Consider the following 20,441-nt stretch of genomic DNA (forward strand, 5'->3'; position numbering starts at 1 on the left):
CGGCTCCCCTTTGTTTTTGATGCATCTTTCAGGGCATGGAAAAGGGGCATGCCGGGTTTGCCGGCATGCCCCTTCATTTCATTGCCAACCGTCCTGACCGTCAGGCGAGGATTGCGAGCAGCAGCAGCGCGACGATGTTGGTGATCTTGATGGCGGGGTTGACGGCAGGACCTGCCGTATCCTTGTAAGGATCGCCGACGGTATCACCCGTCACGGATGCCTTGTGCGCATCCGAGCCCTTCAGGTGGCGGACGCCGTCCTTGTCGACAAAGCCATCCTCGAAGCTCTTCTTGGCATTGTCCCAGGCGCCACCGCCAGAGGTCATCGAAATCGCCACGAAAAGGCCATTCACGATCACGCCGAGCAGCGATGCGCCGAGCGCCGCAAAGGCGGAAGCCTTGGAGCCCGAAATGAGGAGCACGCCGAAATAGACGACGATGGGCGCCAGAACCGGCAGCAGGGAAGGAATGATCATTTCCCGGATGGCGGCGCGGGTGAGCATGTCGACAGCACGGCCATAATCCGGCTTATCCTTGCCTTCCATGATACCCGGCTTTTCGCGGAACTGCCTGCGCACCTCCTCGACCACCGCACCGCCGGCCCGGCCGACGGCGGTCATGGCGATGCCGCCGAAGAGGTAGGGAATGAGGCCGCCGAAGATCAGGCCAGCCACCACATAGGGGTTGGACAGATCGAAGGAGACTTCCTTCACATCCGCGAAATAGGGGAACTGCGCGGAATTCGCCACATAGTACTTGAGGTCGTACGAATAGGCAGCGAAGAGGACCAGTGCGCCGAGACCCGCGGAGCCGATGGCATAGCCCTTCGTCACGGCCTTGGTGGTGTTGCCCACCGCATCGAGCGCGTCGGTGACCTTGCGGACCTCGGGCGGCAGATGGGACATTTCGGCGATGCCGCCGGCATTGTCCGTTACCGGACCGAAAGCGTCGAGGGCGACGATCATGCCGGCAAGGCCGAGCATGGCGGTCACTGCGATACCGGTGCCGAACAGGCCACCGAGCTGGAAGGTTGCGATGATGCCCGCAACGATGACGATGGCCGGAAGCGCCGTCGATTCGAGCGAGACGGCCAGACCCTGGATCACATTGGTGCCATGGCCGGTGACCGAAGCCTGGGCGATGGAGTTCACCGGGCGCTTGTTGGTACCGGTGTAATATTCGGTAATCACCACGATCAGGGCGGTCACGACGAGACCGATCAGGCCGCAGATGAAGAGCGAGGTACCGTTGACCACCGAGCCGGCCGTTGCGGTCTGGATGTCACCCCAGCCGATGGTGAGCGAGGTTGCTCCCCCCAGGCCGATAACGGAAAGCGCGCCGGTTACGATCAGGCCACGGTAAAGCGCACCCATGATCGAATTGTCGGATCCGAGCTTCACGAAGAAGGTGCCGACGATCGAGGTCAGGATCGAGAAGCCGCAGATCAGCAGCGGATAGAGCATGACCTGATCGATAACCGGCGTGCCGGCGAAGAAGATCGAGGCCAGCACCATGGTTGCAACCACCGAGACCGCATAGGTTTCGAACAGGTCGGCCGCCATGCCTGCGCAGTCGCCGACATTGTCCCCCACATTGTCGGCAATGGTTGCGGGATTGCGCGGATCGTCTTCCGGAATGCCGGCTTCGACCTTGCCGACGAGATCGCCGCCGACATCCGCACCCTTGGTGAAGATACCGCCGCCGAGACGGGCAAAGATCGAGATCAGCGAGGCGCCGAAGCCGAGTGCGACCAGCGCATCCGTGACTTCCCGCGAACCGCCTGCATGGCCGAGAACGGCCGTCAGGATGTAATAGTAGATCGAGACGCCGAGCAGGGCGAGGCCTGCGACGAGCATCCCGGTGATGGCGCCCGATTTGAAAGCGATTTCGAGGCCGGCGGCCAGGCTGTTTGCCGATGCCTGCGCGGTGCGCACATTGGCGCGGACCGAGACGTGCATGCCGATGAAGCCGGCGACGCCGGACAGGACCGCACCGATCAGGAAGCCGACAGCGGCTTCACCCGACAGCAGCAGCCAGGCGAGGATAAAGACGAGAACGCCAACGATGGCGATGGTTTTGTACTGGCGCGTGAGATAAGCCTGCGCCCCCTCCCGGATATAGCCTGCGATCTCTTGCATGCGGGCGTTGCCCTGGTCGGCGGCAAGCACCGACCGCGTTGCCCAGATGGCATAGACCACCGAAAGCAACCCGCATGCGATAACGCCAAATAGAATGGTCATTTCGCATTGTCCTCCCATAGCGCCGGTCTGTTCTTGTCCGGCTGTGAATGTCAGGTGCCGCCTTGGCCTGCGATAGCCAAGCCCCCCTGTCGCCGGTGAGATTGCGTGCTGGTTAACGCGGCGTCAAGTCCCGTTAACAACATGGAAATACGGGGCTTGCCGTTCCGCAAGCCCCGTGGGGACGCTGATCGAATGAAGGGGAACGGCGGGTTCAGGCGCGCCGTTCGCGCAGCACCAGTGCAGCCAGAAGCACAAGGCACAACAAGGCAACCGGCCAGATGACGAGGTTCATCGCCGTCCAACCGAAAGCCGCGAAAATCTTGCCCGAAGCAAAGGATGAGAGCGCGACGGTGCCGAACAGAATGATATCGTGGAAACCCTGCACCTTATCCGCTTCCTCGGGCCTGTAGCTCGAGGCGACGATGGCGGTGGAACCGATGAAGCCGAAGTTCCAGCCAAGTCCGAGCAGGATCAGCGCGCCCCAGAAATTCCAGAGCTCGATGCCCATATGGGCGACGATTGCACAGCCGAGCAGAATCACGAGGCCGGCAGCCACGATCTTTTCCGTTCCGAAACGGCTGATCAGCATGCCCGTCACGAAGCTCGGAGCGAACATGGCCAGTACGTGCCACTGGATGCCGAGTGTGGCGAGATCCGGCGAGAAGCCGCAGCCGATCACCATGGCGAGCGGCGCGCCCGTCATCATGAAGGTCATCAGCGCATAGCTGGAAATGCCGCAGATCATGCCGGTCAGGAACCGCTGGGTCAGAATGATCTCGCGGAGCGATCGACTGGGCAGCGCTTCGTTCCTGTTACCGGAAACGAGCGGGGGCAGCTTCAGCAAAGACAGAATGCCCACCGCGATGAGCCCGAGCGGCACGAGAGCCACGAAAGACCCGGCAAAGAGAACCGGTTCGAGCAGGTTCTTGGCGAGAATAGCCAGTTGCGATCCGACGACGGCGGAAACAATCCCCCCGGCAAGGATCCAGGAAATCGCCCGCGCCTTGTAGTTCGATGGCGACGCGTCGGCAGCGGCAAAGCGGATTTTCTGGGTGAAGCCCGAGGAGAGGCCGATCATGGCCAGTGCGGCTGCGAACATCCAGAAATCGGTGCGGTAGAGCGCCAGAGCCGCGAGGGCGCCCCCCGTCGCGAGCGCCAGGCCGCCGAGCATGAAGCTCGCCTGCCGGCCGAAGCGGCGGCTGACAGCCGCAATCGCCACGGCACCGAGGGCAACGCCGACATTGTATCCGGTGAGCGGGGCGGTCGCCAAGGACTTGTCCAGTCCGAGCAACTGGTGCCCGGCCAGACTTCCGACAGCGAAACTGATGGGACCTGCAGCGCCGAGCACGGCCTGGGCGGCTGTCAGGACATAGACATTGAAGCGGGCGGTGCGAAACTGGGCGTCAAAGGCGTTCGAACCGCTGTCCATGGCCTCAATTCTCCTTGGCGTGACTTATTTGCGGCCGGGCTCGCGAACCTGCTTGGCAATGCGATCGAGCACCGCATTGACGAGTTTGGGCTCTTCGTCCTCGAAGAAAGCCTTCGCAATCTCCATATACTCCGTCACGATGACGGCAACGGGCACATCCTTGCGCTCGAGGAGCTCGAACACGCCGGCGCGCAGGATGGCACGCACAGTGCTGTCCATGCGGGAGAGAGCCCAGTCATCCTGAAGCGCGCTCTTGATCAGCGGATCGAGCTTGAGCTGGTCGCGGACCACGCCCGAGACGATGGAACGGAACCAGGAGGGATCGGCCTTGAGGTAGGTGTCTCCATCCAGCTCCTGGCCGAGCCGGTGCGCTTCATATTCGGCCACCACTTCGAGCACGCCGCCGCCGCCGATTTCCATCTGATAAAGCGCCTGTACGGCGGCAAGCCGGGCTGCGCCTCGCTGGTTCGCAGGCTTTACGGCAGGCTTTTCTGCGGGCGTCCGATCGTCGTTGCCGGTCATCGGTCAGGCTCCCAGCTTCTTCTTCAGCGCAATCATGGAAAGCGCGGCACGGGCGGCGAAACCGCCCTTGTCCTTCTCGCTGCGCTTGACGCGCGCCCAGGCCTGCGCCTCGTTCTCGACCGTCATGATGCCGTTGCCGATGGCGAGGCTCTCGCCGACGGCCAGATCCATCAGAGCGCGGGAGGATTCGTTGGAAACGATGTCGAAATGATAGGTCTCCCCCCGGATGACCATGCCGAGCGCAACGAAGCCGTCATACCGGGTTCCGCCATTCTCCGCGCCGTCAAGGGCCATGGAAATGGCAGGCGGAATTTCAAGCGCGCCGGGAACGGTGACGATGTCATAGGAGGCGCCGGCCTCGTCGAGCGCAGTCTTGGCGCCATCGAGCAAGGCATCGGACATGTCATCGTAGAAGCGGGCTTCAACAACAAGAATGTGCGGACGGGACGGCTCGGCCATAAGACACCTGAATCTGGAGGGAAAACGCGGCAACGCGACAGGCGGCGGTCAAACCATGCCAGACCGCGATTGGCAAGTGTTTTTAAAGCATGGGTGGAATTTGCCCTGCGCATGGGCCTGCTTTCGCCCCAAAATCTCGCCTATCGACACAGACTCGGACAGACTGCAAGAATTCGCAGCCAAATGGGAGTGCCTGATGGAACGCATGCGCGTAGTGGACCCTCGCGACACGGAACTGGAGGAATGGAGCCAGGGAAGCCTTTATGGCGGCCGAGATGCTCGCCTCGGGGGCCTTCTCGGACTGAAGCATCTGGGGATCGGCTATAGCGAGGTCCTGCCGGGAAAGAGCGGTTGTCCCTTTCACAATCATCACGTGGAAGACGAACTCTTCATCATTCTCGAGGGAGAAGGAACATACCGGATCGGCCGGGAACGGCACGCGGTGCGGGCCGGCCATATTCTCGGCGCCCCTGCCGGCGGTCCGGATACGGCCCATCAGCTTATCAATACCGGATCGGGGCCGCTACGTTACGTGGTGGTCTCCACCAAGGCCTTGACGGAAATCTGCGAATATCCCGACAGCGGCAAGTTTCTGGCGAAGACCCTCGATGCCGAAACCGGGCAGTACCGGTTCAACCAGATGGTCAGCGAAGCCGACAGCATCGACTACTGGCAAGGTGAGCCCGGTGCGTGAGCCGCTTTCCATCCCTTATGAAAAAGGACATTGATCCCGTGAATACGCCTGTCATAGAAACGGCGCGCATGCGGCTGCGCGTCGTCAAGCCCAAGGATCTCGACGCCTATGTCGATCTTTGGCAAGAGGAAAGCGTCCTGCGTCACACCATCGGCACGGCTCTGACCCGGGAGACCGCGTGGTCTCGAATTCTCCGCACCACCGGCCATTGGCAGGTGTTCGGTTTCGGATTCTTCGTGGTGGAGGACAAGGCGACCGGCAAACTGATCGGTGAGGCCGGCTTTCACGACATGAAGCGCGCGATCAAGCCGAGCATCGAAGGCACGCTGGAAGCGGGCTGGATGCTCTTGCCACCCTATCATGGCAAGGGAATTGCCCGGGAGATCATGACCGCTGCGATCGAGTGGGCAGAGAAGACCTTTCCGGACATGCATTTCTCGGCGATCATCGATCCCGTCAACGAGCCCTCGCGCAAGCTCGCCCGCAGCCTCGGTTTTGCGGAGGGGCTGGTGACCGAATATTCCGGCCACCCGACCATCATTTGCCGTAGGCCGGGAACTCGGCAAGCCTTGCAGCGTATCGCGCCATAGTGTCGACTTCGAAATTCACGCGATCACCGGGCTTGCGCTCACCCCAGGTGGTCACTTCAAGCGTGTGGCGAATGAGCAGCACGTCGAAATCCGTGCCGTTCACCGCATTGACCGTCAGCGAGGTGCCGTCGAGCGCGACAGAACCTTTCGGCGCAACGAAACGGGCAAGAGGCCCGGGCGCGCGCAGCGTATAGCGGACCGCATCGCCTTCCGCCTTGATGGAGAGGATTTCGGCGGTGCCATCCACATGGCCCGAGACAAGATGCCCGCCGAGTTCATCGCCGATCTTGAGCGACCGTTCCAGATTGATCCGGGTGCCCGGCTTCCAGTCGGCGATTGTCGTCAGACGCAAGGCTTCTTCCCAGGCCTCCACCTCGTACCAGCGGTCGGCCGACCCCTTCTCGGGCAGGGCCGTGACCGTCAGGCAGGTGCCCGCATGGGCAATGCTTGCCCCCATAGCGATCCCCGCAGGATCATAGGCGGTGCGCACACGCAGTCGCACACCCGCAGCCAGCGGCACGATGCTTTCGACGGTTCCGACATCGGTGACAATTCCGGTGAACATCAGCGGTCTCTCTCATAGTGATAGGCCCGGTCCGGGCCGAATGCTTCGGTTCGATCAAGCCTGAACCCGACGGGCATATGGGTGCGCGTCACTGGCGACGCAATGCCATCGACGCCGATAGAACCCGGCCCCTCGAAAAGCAGGATGCGATCCACCAGATCCGCCTCGAGAAAGGCCCGGGCGACCCGTGCCCCGCCTTCCACCAGCAACGAGGAGATCCCCTCCCCGGCCATGCGTCCGAGCAGGATATCCAGCCCTTCTTCCGGGTTCTGTCCGATCACGGCCAATGGCACACGGCCGGCCGATTGCCCGAGCTTCGATCCGCCCGCCGGCACGAAACCGCGACCCAGAACAAACCGGTGCGGCGACCGCGCCTCAAGCCCCGGCAGGCGGACATCGAGGAGCGGATCGTCAGCCTCAGCCGTTCCCGCACCCACCAGGATCGCATCCATTTCGGCCCGGAGCGCATGCACCTGCCGACGGGCGACGGGTCCCGTTATGGAGACCTGACCCGCGCCTTTCCGGCCGATCATGCCATCGGCGGAAACGGCAAGCTTCAGAGTCACATGCGGCCGCTTTTCCACCTGGCGCATGAGGTAGCCCGAAAGAACCGCCCTGCCCTCGGCTTCCAGAACCCCCGCATCCACCGCGATACCCGCCTCGCGCAACAGGGCAAGCCCACGCCCGCTCACGCGGCTGTCCGGATCCGTTACGGAAACCACGACACGGGCGACGCCAGCCGCGATGAGGGCATTGGCGCAGGGGGGTGTCTTCCCGTGATGGGAACAGGGCTCCAGCGTGACATAGGCCGTCGCGCCGCGCGCGGCATTTCCGGCATCCGCCAGCGCCCGGGTTTCCGCATGGGGCCGGCCGCCCGGCGCGGTAATGCCAGAACCGATGATGGCACCATCCTTGACGATCAGGCAGGCAACGGAGGGATTTGTTGCCGTGAGGCCCGTGTTCCAGCGCGCCAGCCTCAGCGCCGCAGCCATGAAGCGCCGGTCATCCGAGGCCGTCATCGTCAATGTCCGAGCCCGGGATCGCGGGCGATTTTCGCATTGATCTCCTCGATGACCTTTTCGAAATCCTCCGCATGGGAGAAGTCGCGATAGACCGAGGCGTAGCGCACGAAGGCCACATCATCCAGGCTCTTCAGGGCTTCGAGCACCTGCAGGCCGATCTGTTCCGAGGAGATTTCCACCTCACCCGAGCTTTCCAGGCGGCGGACGATGCCGGAAACGGCCCGTTCGATCCTGTCGCGTTCGACCGGGCGCTTGCGCAGCGCGATCTCGAAGGATCGGACCAGTTTTTCCCGGTCGAAAGGCACCTTGCGGCCCGTTTTCTTCAGGACCATCAGCTCACGCAGCTGAACGCGTTCGAAGGTGGTGAAGCGTCCGCCGCAATCCGGGCAGATGCGGCGGCGGCGAATGGAGGAGCCATCCTCGGCAGGCCGGGAATCCTTGACCTGGGTATCCTCGGAACCGCAATAGGGGCAGCGCATTCAAACCTCGTGCAAAAACGAAAACGGGTGAAAAAAGGTCACCCCTTTTCCACCCGAAATCAACGAAAGACAAGTCCCCAAGCGCCGGCGGGCATGTTTCCACACCCGCTCGGCAGACCTTACTCAGAGGTAGGGATACATCGGGAAGCGGTCGGTCAGCGCGACGACCTTCTCGCGAACGGCAGCTTCCACGGCAGCATTGCCTTCGTCGGAATTCGCAACCTTCAGACCATCGAGCACCTCGATGATGAGGTTGCCGATTTCCTTGAATTCGGCTTCCTTGAAGCCACGGGTCGTGCCGGCGGGCGTACCCAGACGGATACCGGAGGTCACGAAGGGCTTCTCGGGGTCGAACGGGATGCCGTTCTTGTTGCAGGTGATGTAGGCACGGCCAAGAGCGGTTTCGGCGCGCTTGCCGGTGGCGTTCTTCTTGCGCAGGTCCACGAGCATCAGGTGGTTGTCGGTGCCGCCGGACACGATGTCCAGGCCACCATCCACGAGAGTCTGGGAGAGCGCCTTGGCGTTCTTGACGACCTGGGCCGCGTAATCCTTGAATTCCGGCTTCAGCGCTTCACCGAAGGCCACGGCCTTTGCGGCGATCACATGCATCAGCGGGCCGCCCTGGAGGCCCGGGAAGACGGCCGAGTTGATCTTCTTCGCCAGATCCTCGTCATTGGTGAGGATCATGCCGCCGCGCGGACCACGCAGCGACTTGTGGGTCGTGGACGTGGCAACGTGGCAATGCGGGAACGGCGACGGATGCTGGCCACCGGCCACGAGGCCGGCAATGTGGGCCATATCGACCATCAGATAGGCGCCAATCGAGTCGGCGATTTCGCGGAAGCGCTTCCAGTCCCAGACGCGGGAATAGGCCGTGCCGCCGGCAATGATCAGCTTCGGCTTGAACTTCTCTGCCTTGGCGGCAACATCGTCCATATCGAGCTGATGGTCTTCGGCACGCACGCCGTAGGACACGACGTTGAACCACTTGCCGGACATGTTGACCGGCGAACCGTGGGTCAGGTGGCCCCCGGAGTTCAGGTCGAGACCCATGAAGGTATCACCCGGCTGCAGCAAAGCGAGGAACACGGCCTGGTTCATCTGCGAACCGGAGTTCGGCTGGACGTTGGCGAAATTGACGCCGAACAGCTTCTTGGCGCGGTCGATTGCCAGTTCTTCGGCAATGTCCACGAACTGGCAGCCGCCGTAGTAGCGCTTGCCCGGATAGCCCTCGGCATACTTGTTGGTCATGATCGAGCCCTGTGCTTCCAGCACGGCGCGCGAGACGATGTTCTCGGAGGCGATCAGCTCGATTTCATGGCGTTGACGGCCAAGCTCCTTCTCGATCGCGCCGAAGATTTCCGGATCGGCATCGGCAAGCGTGCGGGAGAAGAAGACGTCGGTGTTACCAGAGGTCATGAAGGGGCTCCTAAGGTGGAAGTGCGCGGAAATGGGTCTTAGCGCCCGCTTAGGGTGAGGGCAAGACGAAGAGCGACATTTGGTGCGCCAACTACGCTTAGCTGCACCTCCCCTCCCCGGAAATGCAAAAAGCCGCGTCGAAAAACGCGGCTTTGCTTGTCGAAGCGTCGGTTGGCCGGCTTACTGGGCGGCCTGTTCGATCCCGGTGGTGGTCTGCAGCGCCAGTTCGGCATTGCCATCCAGCTGATAGATGTCGTCGCGGAACTGAACCACGCGATCCTTGGCCGACCAGGCGGTGATATAGACGAAATAGACCGGAACCGGCTCGGTGAGCTTGATCGGCGTATTGACGCGGCTTTCGATGACCCGCTCGATCTGCTGGCGGTTCCAGCCGGGGGTGTCGCGCAGAAGCCAGGTCGAGAGGTCGCGCACGTTCTGCACGCGCACGCAGCCGGACGATTCGAAGCGGGCGAGCTTGTTGAACAACCCCTGCTGCGGCGTATCGTGCATGTAGACGCTGAACTCGTTGTAGAAGTTGATCTTCGTCGAGGCCATGGCGTTGATCTTGCCCGGATCCTGGCGGAACTCGTAGGGCGGAGCCTTCGGCGCGTTCCAGTCGACCGTGTCCGGCGGAATTTCATTGCCCTTCGAATCGATCAGACGGATGTTGTTGCGCGTCAGGTAGGTGGGATCCTTGCGCATCAGCGGCACGATGTCCTTTTCGACGATCGAGCGCGGCGCAATCCAGTAGGGGTTCAGGATCACTTCATAGATCTTGGAATTCAGGATCGGCGACGGACGGGAAATGCGGCCGACGATGGCGGTGTTGCGCAACACCACGCGACCGGCTTCCACCGCTTCGATGTAGGCCGCCGGAATGTTGACCATCACATAACGCTGGCCGAGATCGCCGGACATGGACTGAACGCGCACGAGGTTCGTGTTCAACTGCTGCAGGCGGACATCGGCCGGAATGTTCAGGGCCTTGACGGTGAATTCGCCCAGCACGCCGTCTTCCGGCAGGCCGTGGCGAGCCTGGAAGCGCTTGACGGCGCCATCCACGTAGGAGTCGAAGGCATCGGAAAGGCCGGCATTGCGGGGCAGGTCGCCCGAAACCATCAGGCGCTGGCGCAGCACCGGGACGAGCGGATCGACGACACCGATCTGAAGGCGCTGACCGGTCGGCACCACCTGCGGCCACCCGCCGGACGCCACGATCTGCTGGTATTCGAGAATGGCCTGCTGAATATTCGGCAGGCAGCCCGGGCCGAGGATCGGATTGTTGGACTTGACGGTCGCAGCCGTGCGCGATGCGTTGTTGGCGTCGAACTGGTCGTCCCAGTTGCCCCGACGCGGCGCATTGATCACATCATCGAAGGCCGTCTGGGCATAGGCAGGCAGGGCAACCGAGGCGAGGCCGGCACTGATCGCCGAGCGCAGGAACGTGCGCCGGTTGAAGGCTGCGTCATCCTTAACATTAGACATAATCCACCACCGTCATTCTTAAACATGTCCCGAAACCTTGGCCTACCATCTCATGGTTAACAAATGGAAACGCCGGGGGGACCCACTTCGGGAGCGCTTGTGCGCCAAGCCTTCGCACGCTTCAACGAGCGAGCGTGCCCACAGGCTCCACTCACAAAGCAATATGGCCAATTCGTGTCACAAAAGACACAACCTGCCCCGCTGACGGTTTCGTGATCGGTCAAAACGGCGGCTTCCCCCTCCCTGCGGATGCCCACGCAAAGAACCGGACGTGCAGGGGACACGTCCGGCCTTCTGGAGGTTCATGCGTAATCCGCGTCCCGGAAGCGCCGGGACGGCCTTCGGTGTTGCCAGCGATCAGAGGCGATAGAGGATCTGATCGTTCCAGAAACGGTCCAGACGCTGCAGCAGCTTGTTCATCTGCGTGAATTCGTCCGTGCCGATACCGCCGACTTTCTGAATGGAACCGATGTGACGCTCGTAGAGCTTGGCAACGGTTTCGGCGATTTCGCGTCCTTCATCCGTCAGGCTGATGCGGACCGAGCGGCGGTCGACGCGGGAGCGCTGATGGTTGATGAAGCCGAGGTCAACGAGCTTCTTGACGTTGTAGGAGACGTTGGAACCCAGATAGTAACCGCGGGAGCGAAGCTCGCCTGCCGTCAGTTCCGAATTGCCGATGTTGAACAGCAGCAAGGCCTGAATGGCATTGACGTCGCTGCGGCCCTGACGGTCGAACTCGTCCTTGATCACGTCCAGAAGACGGCGATGCAGGCGCTCGACGAGATGCAGGGATTCCATGTAGAGGGAACGGATGGAGTCGTCCTGGAGGGACATGCCGGGCGCAACCGCCTGGGTCTTCAGTTTCGTGTTCATGGTCTGCCTCACTGTTTGTTTGGCGGTTGTTTTGTTTGTTTCCCGCCTTGTGAGCCAACCTAGCGAACACCCATAAAATTCTACTTAAAACCCAGCCTTAACAGCCCCTTACCGAAGTCGGCCTTCGTTTCAGGGTGAATCAACCCTTACCAGTCGCATCCGGCGCCGGCGCAGGAACAACAGGATCCGGAACGCGGCATAGATCGCCATGACGATGGCGTTCATGATGACGATGGGCCAATTGGTGCCGAAAATCTCGGGCCAAACGGTATACATCACGATCTGGCTTCCGGCGGCGATCACCCAGACGACCGGGCCCCAGGACGAGGTCAGCCAGAGGCCCAGAGCCGCAACCGGAAACAGCACGGAAAGGGATGCGCCCGCGACCTTCCAGGGCAGATTGAGCAAATCGAACCTCGCCCGCCCCTCCAGCAGATATCCCGTCAGCAGGCCCCAGTACTGAATTCCGAAAATGAGACAGGCAAGCGCAACCAGCCTCAGGAACAGCATGAAGCCAATATCCAGGAAAGAGCGCTTGGGAGGGGTGAGTGAATCAGCATCCATGCGGCAAGCCTACAGGGAACGGCAGGCTGCGGCCAGACAGCTCAGGCGATTGTGCCATATTGCACCGAACCTTCATGAGGACTAGAGCGAAAGAAAAGCCGCAGCGCCTGCCCGGGCCAGCGCGCTGACCAGAAAGGACAGGACACATGCAGGACAAGACCCATCTTGTGGACAGCATCACCGGCCACCGCCGCATGCGCCGCAACCGCAAGGCCGACTGGACCAGACGGCTCGTGCAGGAAAACCGTCTCACGGTCGATGACCTCATCTGGCCTATCTTCGTCATTCCCGGCAGCAACATCACCGACCCTATCGCCGCCATGCCGGGGGTCAATCGCATGACGGTGGACAAGGCGGTCGAAGCCGCACGGCAAGCAGCGGACCTCGGCATTCCGGCGCTGGCGACCTTTCCCAATATCGAGATGCATCTGCGCGACGAGACCGGCTCCAATGCGCTTGAAGCGAACAATCTGATCAACCAGGTGACCGAGGCGATCAAGAAGGCGGTGCCGACCATCGGCATCATCACCGACGTGGCGCTCGATCCCTTCACCAGCCACGGCCATGACGGGATCCTGCGCGGCGCGGAAATCGTCAATGACGAAACCGTCGATCAGATCTGTCGCGCGGCGGTGCTGCAGGCAGATGCAGGCTCCGATATCATCGCGCCTTCGGAAATGATGGACGGCCGCATCGGCGCCATCCGCCGCGCGCTCGATGCCGCCGGCCACCAGTCGGTTGGCATCATGTCCTATGCGACGAAGTTTGCCTCCGGCTTTTATGGTCCCTACCGGGAGGCCATCTCCACCGGCGGGCTGCTGAAGGGCGACAAGAAGAGCTATTACATCGACCCCGCCAACGGCACCGAGGCCATCCGCGATGCCGCACTCGACGTGGAGGAAGGGGCGGACATGCTGATGGTCAAGCCTGGCCTGCCCTATCTCGATATCTGCTGGCGCATCAAGGAAGCCTTCGGCGTTCCCACCTTTGCCTATCAGGTCTCCGGTGAATATACCCAGATCAAGGCGGCGGCCATGAATGGCTGGATCGACGGCGAACGGGTGATGATGGAAACGCTTCTCTGTTTCAAGCGCGCCGGCTGTGACGGCATCCTGACCTATTTCGCTCCTGATGTAGCGCGCATTCTCGCCCGCTCCTGACCTGTTCCCTCCCCCATCCCCAAAACTGGGGGAGGTATTTTTCGAGTTGAATCCGGTTCTGGCACACCCATATGCTTATGTAGGACATTGCAAGGAGATGCCATGAGCACCGCGCCGGAAGCGACCGACTATATCAGCGAATCCGCCTTTCAGGGCACTCTGGCCCGGCGTGTTTTCGCCTTCCTGATCGACTATGTCCTGCTGGGGCTTGTTCTTCTGCTGGCGGCGATCGTGGTGTTCTTTGTCGGCATCCTCACGCTCGGTGTCGCCTGGTTCATCTATCCCGTGCTGGGCATCCTCACCGCTCTTTTCTACTTCGGCCTGACCGTGGGCGGCCAAAGGCAGGCTTCTCCGGGAATGCGCATGATGGGCCTCATTCTTGTCCAGCAGAGCGGTCGGCCGATCGATTTCTTTACGGCAATTGTTCACCTTGTGCTGTTCTGGCTGTTCAATTCGGTGTTGACACCACTCGTATTGCTTGTCGGCCTCTTTACAAACCGCAATCGCCTGTTGCATGACCTGCTCCTCGGAACGGCCATGGCAGACCGCTCGGCCTACCACACGGTTTCGTGATTTTTGTTCAAAGCCTTTTTAATTAAGAGAATTTTGACTGTATGGAGTTGACCTTTCCTGAAGTTCGGCAATTCTGGGTGCATCGATGCCCTCCTGACGTGAGGCCGGGTATATGAATACGCAGACGGCGCCATCACCGCAATTTTACCTCACGGCTCCCGCCGCCTGCCCCTATTTGCCGGGCGAGACCGAACGCAAGGTATTCACCCATCTCGTGGGTCCGCGCGCGGCCGACATGAACGACCTGCTGACCCAGGGCGGTTTTCGCCGCTCGCAGAATATTGCCTACCGCCCCGCCTGCGAGGCTTGCCGCGCCTGTATTTCGGTGCGGATTCTCACACAGGAATTCAAACCGGCCCGTTCCATGCGCCGCAACATGGCGATGAACGATGATCTGGTGGGGACCGAAATGCCGGCGCGCCCCTCCGCCGAACAGTTTTCGCTTTTCCGCTCCTACCTCGATGACAGGCACCAGAAAGGCGGCATGTCTGACATGTCGAGCCTGGACTACGCGGTCATGGTGGAAGACACGCATGTGAATACGCGGGTGATCGAGTACCGGATCCGCACGGAAGGTTCGGGGATCGGCGCGAAAGGCGAGCTCGTGGCCTGCGCCTTGACCGACCAGATGGCGGACGGTCTGTCGATGGTTTATTCCTTTTTCAACCCTGCCTATGAACGGCGCTCGCTCGGCACGTTCATGATCCTCGATCATATCCGGCGCGCCCAGGTGCTGGGCCTTCCCCATGTTTATCTCGGATACTGGGTTAAAGGCTCGCGGAAGATGGATTACAAGACCCGCTTCCAGCCGCAGGAACATCTGCTCGCCACCGGCTGGGAACGGTATGAACCATCCCTCGCCCCTGATCCGGAAAGCTGAATTGTCGCTTCTCACCCCCCATCGGAAAGGCCTGCTGATCACCTTTATCGGCGGCCTTTCGCTCTCTTTCGACGTCCCGCTCGTTCGGCTCTCGGGCGGCGGCGCCTGGCAGGTGATCGCGCTTCGTTCGATCATGACCTTCGCCGCAGCTCTTCTTCTCTACGGTGCGATCCGGCTCTTCACCCGGCAAAGACCCGTGCTGATCCCCGGCAGGGCAGCCTTGGTCGCCGGGATCTTCTACGGCATCTCGACGATCTTCTTTCTCGGTGCCGTTTTCCATACATCCACCGCGAATGTGGTGTTCATCATCGCCTTCAACCCGATGTTCGCGGCGATCACCTCCTGGATCTTCCTGAAGGAGCGTCCCTCGACAGGCACCCTCGTCACCATGGCCGTCATGATCGTGGGCGTGGGGATCATCGTGCAGGGTAGCCTGGAAGGCGGGCATATTTTTGGGGACATGCTTGCACTCGGCGCTTCGCTGCTGCTGGCCGGGGCGATCACCATCGGCCGGGCCACCCGTCAGGAGATGGGCTTCGTTCCGCTGATCGGCGCCATCATGCCTGCCGCCATCGCCGCAGTCTTTGCCTGGCCGGAGGGTTTTTCCCTGCCCTCGCCTTTCTGGCTTGCGCTCGACGGCATGGTGATGATCCCGCTCGCCTTCTTCTGCCTCGCCACCGGTCCCCGCTATCTGAAGGCGGCGGAGGTCGGCATGTTCTATCTGCTCGAAACCGTACTCGCACCCATCTGGGTCTGGCTGATCTTTGCGGAAGTTCCAACGACGCAGAGCCTGATCGGCGGCCTGATCATCACCCTTGCGCTGGTAGCCTATTCCGCCGCGCAGATGCGGCCACGGGGGGAAACCTGAGGTATACAGATCTGTTGCATTAGGGAACGCTTGATGTTATAACTTCGTTGCAACGCGAGGAAAACCATGAACGTGACTATTCGAAAAATCGGCAATTCGGAGGGCGTGATCATCCCGAAGGACGTTCTTCAGGGAATGGGCCTCAAGGCGGGCGATACCCTTCAGCTTAAGGCCGAAGATGGCAAGATCAAACTCAAGCCCATGGGAACCGATCTCTCCCGGCAACTGGAAGCCGCACGGATCGGCATGCAGAAATACAAGATCGCTCTGCGCGAACTGGCCAAGTGATGATCTTCCTGGACCGGCGAGCCGTCGATATCTTCCATGACGAACAACTTGCGGAGCACGGCGGCCGGGCAGGCCTTAAAGATGAAAACGCTCTTGAGGCCGCGCTGGCACGCCCTTTGAACAAACTGGCCTATGGATCGCCAGACCTGTTTGCGCTGGCAGCAGCCTATCTATACGGGATCGTACGCAATCACCCTTACGTGGACGGCAACAAGCGGACGGGTTTTCTGGCCGCCTTCACCTTTCTTTACATCAACGGATACCTGATAGAGGCGGACCAGGGAACGGTGATTGCATTCGTGCTCTCCGTGGCGGCCGGCGAAATCGATGAGGAAGGTGCAACCCGGTTCCTCATCGATCACTGCATTCCGCTCGAAGGCTGAGTGGCCCGCCCCTTCCTTACGGATCAGCCGGTAAATCGCCCGCTTTTCGGGAAGCCCTTTGGCACGGTACGGCCCGCACCAGCACGGTCGCCGAGCCATTCCACCAGTTCGGCCTTCGTGCGGGTGAAGGAGCGGCCGGCACTGTCTTCCCAGGATAGCCCCTCTTCGATGGCGAAGCACTTGATGTCGGAAATGCCGCCATCCTTGTATCGCTGAAGGCGCACGCCCTTGCCGCGGGTCATTTCCGGCATCTGGTTCATGGGGAAGACCAGCATCTTGCGGTTCTCGCCGACCACGGCCACGTGATCGCCTCGCACGGGCACGACCAGCTTCGCCTCATCGGGCATGGAGACGTTCATGATCTGCTTGCCCTTGCGGGTGTTCGCCACCATTTCGCTCTCCGCAATGATGAAGCCATTGCCGGCTGCAGATGACAGGACGAGCTTGCGCTGCGGATCGTGGACGAAGGCGGTCAGCACATCCTGGTCGTTCTCCATGTCGACCATCACGCGCAGCGGTTCGCCATGGCCGCGACCGCCCGGCAGCTTGTCGGCACCGAGCGTGTAGGCCTTGCCGCCTGTCGTCACGATAAGGATCTTGTCGGTGGTCTGGGCGGGGAACGCCACCTTCAACGCATCACCTTCCTTGAAGGCGAGCGTCGACGTATCGGCAATATGGCCCTTCAGCGCGCGGATCCAGGCCTTCTCCGAAATCACGATGGTGACCGGTTCCTTTTCGATCATCGCCTGGCTGATGGCATCGTCGTCGGCCTGCGGTGCATCGGCGAAGATCGTCCGGCGTTTGCCGAGTTCGGTCGCCTTGGCATATTTCTTCTTGACCTCGCCGATCTCCCAGCTCACGGCCTGCCAGAGCTTTTCATCGGAAGCGAGCAGCGCCTCGATGTCGGCCTTCTCTTTGGAGAGATTGTCGAATTCCGTGCGGATCTCGAATTCCTCGAGCTTGCGCAGCGACCGCAGGCGCATGTTGAGGATCGCTTCGGCCTGTATGTCCGTAAGGGTAAACCGGGCTATCAGAACCGGCTTCGGCTCATCCTCTTCGCGGATGATGCGGATGACCTCGTCCAGGTTGAGATAGGCGACGAGCAGACCGCCGAGAATCTCCAGCCGCCGGTCGATGGCGGCGAGCCGGTGCTTCGAGCGCCGGATCAGCACGTCCTTGCGATGCGCCAGCCATTCGAGCAGCACTTCGTTCAACGCCATGACCCGGGGGATGCGCCCCATGGACAGAACGTTCATGTTGAGGGGAATGCGGCTTTCCAGCTCGGTCAGGCGGAAGAGCGATTCCATAAGCAGCGTCGCGTCGACCGTGCGGCTCTTCGGGATCAGCACGATGCGGACATCTTCAGCTGACTCATCGCGAATGTCTTCCAGCAACGGAAGCTTGCGGGCGATCAAGAGCTCGGCGATCTTCTCGATCAGGCGCGATTTCTGCACCTGGAACGGAATTTCCGTGACGACGATCTGGTAGCCGCCGCGCCCCAGATCTTCCATTTCCCACTTGGCGCGCACCCGGAAGCCGCCGCGGCCGGTCTTGTAGGCCTCGATGATGCTGTCGCGTCCATCGATGATCACCCCGCCGGTCGGCAGGTCCGGCCCGGGTATGAACTCCACCAGTTTCTCGACGGTCGCATCGGGATGCTTGATCAGGTGCAGCGCCGCATCGCACAATTCGTGGGCATTGTGCGGGGGAATGGAGGTCGCCATGCCCACCGCGATACCGGAGGCACCATTGGCGAGCAGGTTCGGGAAGGCGCCGGGCAGAACCACCGGCTCCTCGTCTTCCTCGTTGTAGGTCGGCCGGAAATCCACCGCATCCTGATCGATGCCTTCGAGCAGCAGCACGGCCACATCGGTCATGCGGGCTTCGGTGTAACGATAGGCAGCGGCGCTGTCGCCGTCGATATTGCCGAAATTGCCCTGCCCGTCCACGACAGGATAGCGTTGGGAAAAATCCTGCGCGAGGCGCACCAGCGCATCGTAGACCGACTGGTCGCCGTGGGGATGGAACTTACCGATCACATCGCCGACGATGCGGGCGCATTTCTTGTGCGCGACATTGGGCCGAACGCCCATCTCGCTCATGGCGTGAATGATGCGGCGGTGCACCGGCTTCAGACCATCGCGCACATCGGGAAGCGCCCGGTGCATGATGGTCGACAAGGCATAGGCCAGGTAACGCTCTTCGAGCGCGGCCTTGAGGTCTACCGGCTGGATATGGTCGTCGTCCCCGCCCCCGGGCGGCAAAAGTTCTTTTCCCATGCCTTGCTGGTTAAAGGACAATTGATTCCCCGGCAAGGAATCACCCCCGCCGACTTGTGGAAATATTCCCCGAAATGGCCGGTTTTCGTGGATCCGGCGCCGCGGCGGGAAGGATTATTTCTTTCGAGCGAAGCGGTCATTACCCTGTCACAATTGACATGGAGGGGTTGCTTCGGAACAAGGCGGAGATTGCAGCGGGTTTATAGCCGGTGAAAAAATTTATACATCTGACCTTTTCCCTCCCTGCACCATGGCCTGCAAAAACGCTATGGTTCAGCCACGCCGACGGGACCCGCCGGTTCCAGATACTCAACAAAGGACGACGTTCCATGATGAAACACTCCCTCCGCCTTGCGCTTGCAAGCACGACCTTCCTCGCCCTTGCCGGCTCGGCCTTCGCGCTCGATGGCGATGAATTCCTCGCCGCGATCAACAAGAACTACGAAGCCGGTGGCGCGAAGATCACGGCCGAAGACATTTCGGTGGACGGGGCTGACGTGGTGATGAGCGGCCTGACCTACGTGCCCCCGGGCGCCGATGCCAAGCCGGTCAAGGTGGGCGACGTGAACTTCACCGGAGTCGAGGAAGACGACGACGGCAACTATACGGTCGAGAACGTCACCTTCCCCGACATCAATACGACGGACAAGGAAACGACGTTCACGGCAACCGGCCTTTCGCTGTCCGGCCTGTTCATCCCGGCAGACCCGGCAGACAAGTCGATCGACACGCTGGCACCGTTCGAAAGCGCCAATTCGGGCAAGATCACGGTCAGCGAAAAAGGCAAGGAAGTCTTCTCCGTCGAGAGCGTCGAGGCGACCGCCGCCGTGCGTGACGACGAAAGCGGCGTCGACTACAGCTGGAAGGCGGCCGGCATGAAGGCCGATCTTTCCCAGAGCCCGGACCCGAAGACCAAGGATGCCGTCGAGAAACTCGGCCTGCAGACGCTCGAAGGCGATTTCGAGATCGGCTCCTCCTGGACCCTCGAAAAGGGCACCATGGCCATCGACGCGATCTCGCTCGACTTCAAGAATGTCGGCAAGCTGAAGATTGCAGCCTCCATTTCCGGCCTGACGCTGGATCTCATCAAGAAGCTGGAAGAAACCAGCAAGCAGATGAACGATCCGGCCACCAAGGATGCAGCCGGTCTCCAGATGATGGGCCTGATGCAGCAGCTGACCTTCGACAGCGCGGAAATCCGCTTCGACGACGCCTCGATCACCAAGCGCGCCCTCGACTATGCAGGTCAGCAGCAGGGCATTACCGGCCAGCAGCTCGCCGAGTCGCTGAAGGCCATGGCGCCGATGATGCTGGCCCAGCTGAACGTGCCGGAACTGCAGAATGCCGTTGCATCCGCTGTTTCCAGCTACCTGGACGATCCGAAGAGCTTCACGGTCTCCGCCAAGCCCTCCGCTCCGGTCGCCTTCCCGATGATCATGGGTGCCGCCATGGGCGCGCCGAACACCGTTCCGCAGATGCTGGGCGTGAAGGTCACCGCGAACGACTGATCGGTCCGGACATCCTCTATGGAACGGAAAGCGCCGGTTTCAGCCGGCGCTTTTTTTGTGGCCGAGTTTCGTTCGCCGCGGACATAGTCATGACCTCCACCAAAGGTGGAGGTTTGAAACGCTGCGCTTGAACCGCTAGAAGCGGTTTTGTTAGCGCTTAGT

At 61.3% G+C, this 20,441-nt stretch carries 21 protein-coding genes; 9 read left to right on the forward strand and 12 right to left on the reverse strand.

Features of this window, described 5'->3' with window-relative positions:
* Window positions 1–100 precede the first annotated feature (100 nt).
* The 4 genes from ACT54B_RS13715 to ribH form a co-directional block, all read right to left on the reverse strand.
* Entirely contained in the window at window positions 101–2,239 is a 2,139-nt protein-coding gene (locus ACT54B_RS13715; protein ID WP_476045562.1) for a sodium-translocating pyrophosphatase, read from the reverse strand.
* A gap of 211 nt (window positions 2,240–2,450) precedes the next feature.
* Window positions 2,451–3,668, reverse strand: a complete 1,218-nt coding sequence (locus ACT54B_RS13720) for an MFS transporter (RefSeq protein WP_476045563.1) — start codon at window positions 3,666–3,668, stop codon at window positions 2,451–2,453.
* A 24-nt stretch (window positions 3,669–3,692) separates the two neighbouring features.
* On the reverse strand, window positions 3,693–4,190 hold the full coding sequence (nusB, locus tag ACT54B_RS13725) for a transcription antitermination factor NusB (protein WP_476045564.1): 498 nt from the start codon (window positions 4,188–4,190) through the stop codon (window positions 3,693–3,695).
* A gap of 3 nt (window positions 4,191–4,193) precedes the next feature.
* Window positions 4,194–4,649: a 6,7-dimethyl-8-ribityllumazine synthase gene (gene ribH, locus ACT54B_RS13730; protein WP_476045565.1), complete on the reverse strand. Its 456-nt coding sequence runs from the start codon at window positions 4,647–4,649 to the stop codon at window positions 4,194–4,196.
* A 196-nt stretch (window positions 4,650–4,845) separates the two neighbouring features.
* Between ribH and ACT54B_RS13735 the strand changes: the two genes are divergently transcribed.
* The gene (locus ACT54B_RS13735; RefSeq protein WP_476045567.1) at window positions 4,846–5,343 is read left to right on the forward strand and encodes a cupin domain-containing protein; all 498 of its coding nucleotides are present in this window, start codon (window positions 4,846–4,848) and stop codon (window positions 5,341–5,343) included.
* Between the two features lie 38 nt (window positions 5,344–5,381).
* Window positions 5,382–5,933 carry a GNAT family N-acetyltransferase gene (locus tag ACT54B_RS13740; RefSeq protein ID WP_476045568.1) on the forward strand — a complete coding sequence of 184 codons (552 nt, stop codon included), beginning with the start codon at window positions 5,382–5,384 and terminating at the stop codon, window positions 5,931–5,933.
* Here ACT54B_RS13740 and ACT54B_RS13745 read toward each other — a convergent pair.
* The 7 genes from ACT54B_RS13745 to ACT54B_RS13775 form a co-directional block, all read right to left on the reverse strand.
* Window positions 5,881–6,498, reverse strand: coding sequence for a riboflavin synthase (locus ACT54B_RS13745; RefSeq protein ID WP_476045570.1), 618 nt, complete (start codon window positions 6,496–6,498; stop codon window positions 5,881–5,883). The two genes, ACT54B_RS13740 and ACT54B_RS13745, sit on opposite strands and share 53 nt — an antisense overlap.
* Window positions 6,498–7,523, reverse strand: a complete 1,026-nt coding sequence (ribD, locus tag ACT54B_RS13750; RefSeq protein WP_476045572.1) for a bifunctional diaminohydroxyphosphoribosylaminopyrimidine deaminase/5-amino-6-(5-phosphoribosylamino)uracil reductase RibD — start codon at window positions 7,521–7,523, stop codon at window positions 6,498–6,500. Before ribD ends, ACT54B_RS13745 begins: the two co-directional genes overlap by 1 nt.
* The gene (gene nrdR, locus ACT54B_RS13755) at window positions 7,520–7,999 is read right to left on the reverse strand and encodes a transcriptional regulator NrdR (RefSeq protein WP_476045573.1); all 480 of its coding nucleotides are present in this window, start codon (window positions 7,997–7,999) and stop codon (window positions 7,520–7,522) included. The genes ribD and nrdR overlap by 4 nt, the downstream gene beginning before the upstream one ends.
* A gap of 123 nt (window positions 8,000–8,122) precedes the next feature.
* Entirely contained in the window at window positions 8,123–9,418 is a 1,296-nt protein-coding gene (gene glyA, locus ACT54B_RS13760; RefSeq protein WP_476045575.1) for a serine hydroxymethyltransferase, read from the reverse strand.
* 180 nt (window positions 9,419–9,598) lie between these two features.
* The gene (locus tag ACT54B_RS13765) at window positions 9,599–10,903 is read right to left on the reverse strand and encodes a L,D-transpeptidase family protein (RefSeq protein ID WP_476045576.1); all 1,305 of its coding nucleotides are present in this window, start codon (window positions 10,901–10,903) and stop codon (window positions 9,599–9,601) included.
* Between the two features lie 357 nt (window positions 10,904–11,260).
* Window positions 11,261–11,776 carry a transcriptional regulator LdtR gene (gene ldtR / locus ACT54B_RS13770; protein WP_476045577.1) on the reverse strand — a complete coding sequence of 172 codons (516 nt, stop codon included), beginning with the start codon at window positions 11,774–11,776 and terminating at the stop codon, window positions 11,261–11,263.
* A 129-nt stretch (window positions 11,777–11,905) separates the two neighbouring features.
* Window positions 11,906–12,340 (reverse strand): DUF6163 family protein, encoded by a 435-nt coding sequence (locus ACT54B_RS13775; protein ID WP_476045578.1) that lies wholly within the window; start codon window positions 12,338–12,340, stop codon window positions 11,906–11,908.
* A gap of 146 nt (window positions 12,341–12,486) precedes the next feature.
* On the opposite strand from ACT54B_RS13775, the gene hemB reads away from it, so the two are divergent.
* The 6 genes from hemB (at window position 12,487) to ACT54B_RS13805 (ending at window position 16,492) form a co-directional block, all read left to right on the forward strand.
* Complete coding sequence (gene hemB, locus ACT54B_RS13780; protein WP_476045579.1) at window positions 12,487–13,500, forward strand: porphobilinogen synthase; 1,014 nt, start codon at window positions 12,487–12,489, stop codon at window positions 13,498–13,500.
* 102 nt (window positions 13,501–13,602) lie between these two features.
* Window positions 13,603–14,073, forward strand: coding sequence for an RDD family protein (locus ACT54B_RS13785; RefSeq protein WP_476045581.1), 471 nt, complete (start codon window positions 13,603–13,605; stop codon window positions 14,071–14,073).
* Between the two features lie 112 nt (window positions 14,074–14,185).
* Window positions 14,186–14,953, forward strand: coding sequence for an arginyltransferase (locus ACT54B_RS13790; RefSeq protein WP_476045582.1), 768 nt, complete (start codon window positions 14,186–14,188; stop codon window positions 14,951–14,953).
* Window position 14,954: 1 nt separating this feature from the next.
* On the forward strand, window positions 14,955–15,821 hold the full coding sequence (locus tag ACT54B_RS13795; RefSeq protein ID WP_476045583.1) for a DMT family transporter: 867 nt from the start codon (window positions 14,955–14,957) through the stop codon (window positions 15,819–15,821).
* A gap of 66 nt (window positions 15,822–15,887) precedes the next feature.
* On the forward strand, window positions 15,888–16,109 hold the full coding sequence (locus ACT54B_RS13800) for an AbrB/MazE/SpoVT family DNA-binding domain-containing protein (protein WP_476045584.1): 222 nt from the start codon (window positions 15,888–15,890) through the stop codon (window positions 16,107–16,109).
* Complete coding sequence (locus ACT54B_RS13805) at window positions 16,109–16,492, forward strand: type II toxin-antitoxin system death-on-curing family toxin (protein ID WP_476045619.1); 384 nt, start codon at window positions 16,109–16,111, stop codon at window positions 16,490–16,492. The genes ACT54B_RS13800 and ACT54B_RS13805 overlap by 1 nt, the downstream gene beginning before the upstream one ends.
* Before the next feature lie 23 nt (window positions 16,493–16,515).
* Here ACT54B_RS13805 and parC read toward each other — a convergent pair whose 3' ends face one another.
* On the reverse strand, window positions 16,516–18,771 hold the full coding sequence (gene parC, locus ACT54B_RS13810) for a DNA topoisomerase IV subunit A (RefSeq protein WP_476045585.1): 2,256 nt from the start codon (window positions 18,769–18,771) through the stop codon (window positions 16,516–16,518).
* A gap of 329 nt (window positions 18,772–19,100) precedes the next feature.
* On the opposite strand from parC, the gene ACT54B_RS13815 reads away from it, so the two are divergent.
* A complete protein-coding gene (locus ACT54B_RS13815) occupies window positions 19,101–20,279 on the forward strand; it encodes a YdgA family protein (protein WP_476045586.1) in 1,179 nt (392 codons plus the stop codon).
* The last annotated feature ends 162 nt before the right edge of the window (window positions 20,280–20,441 follow it).

The organism is Gellertiella sp. DMC107, from assembly GCF_056313605.1.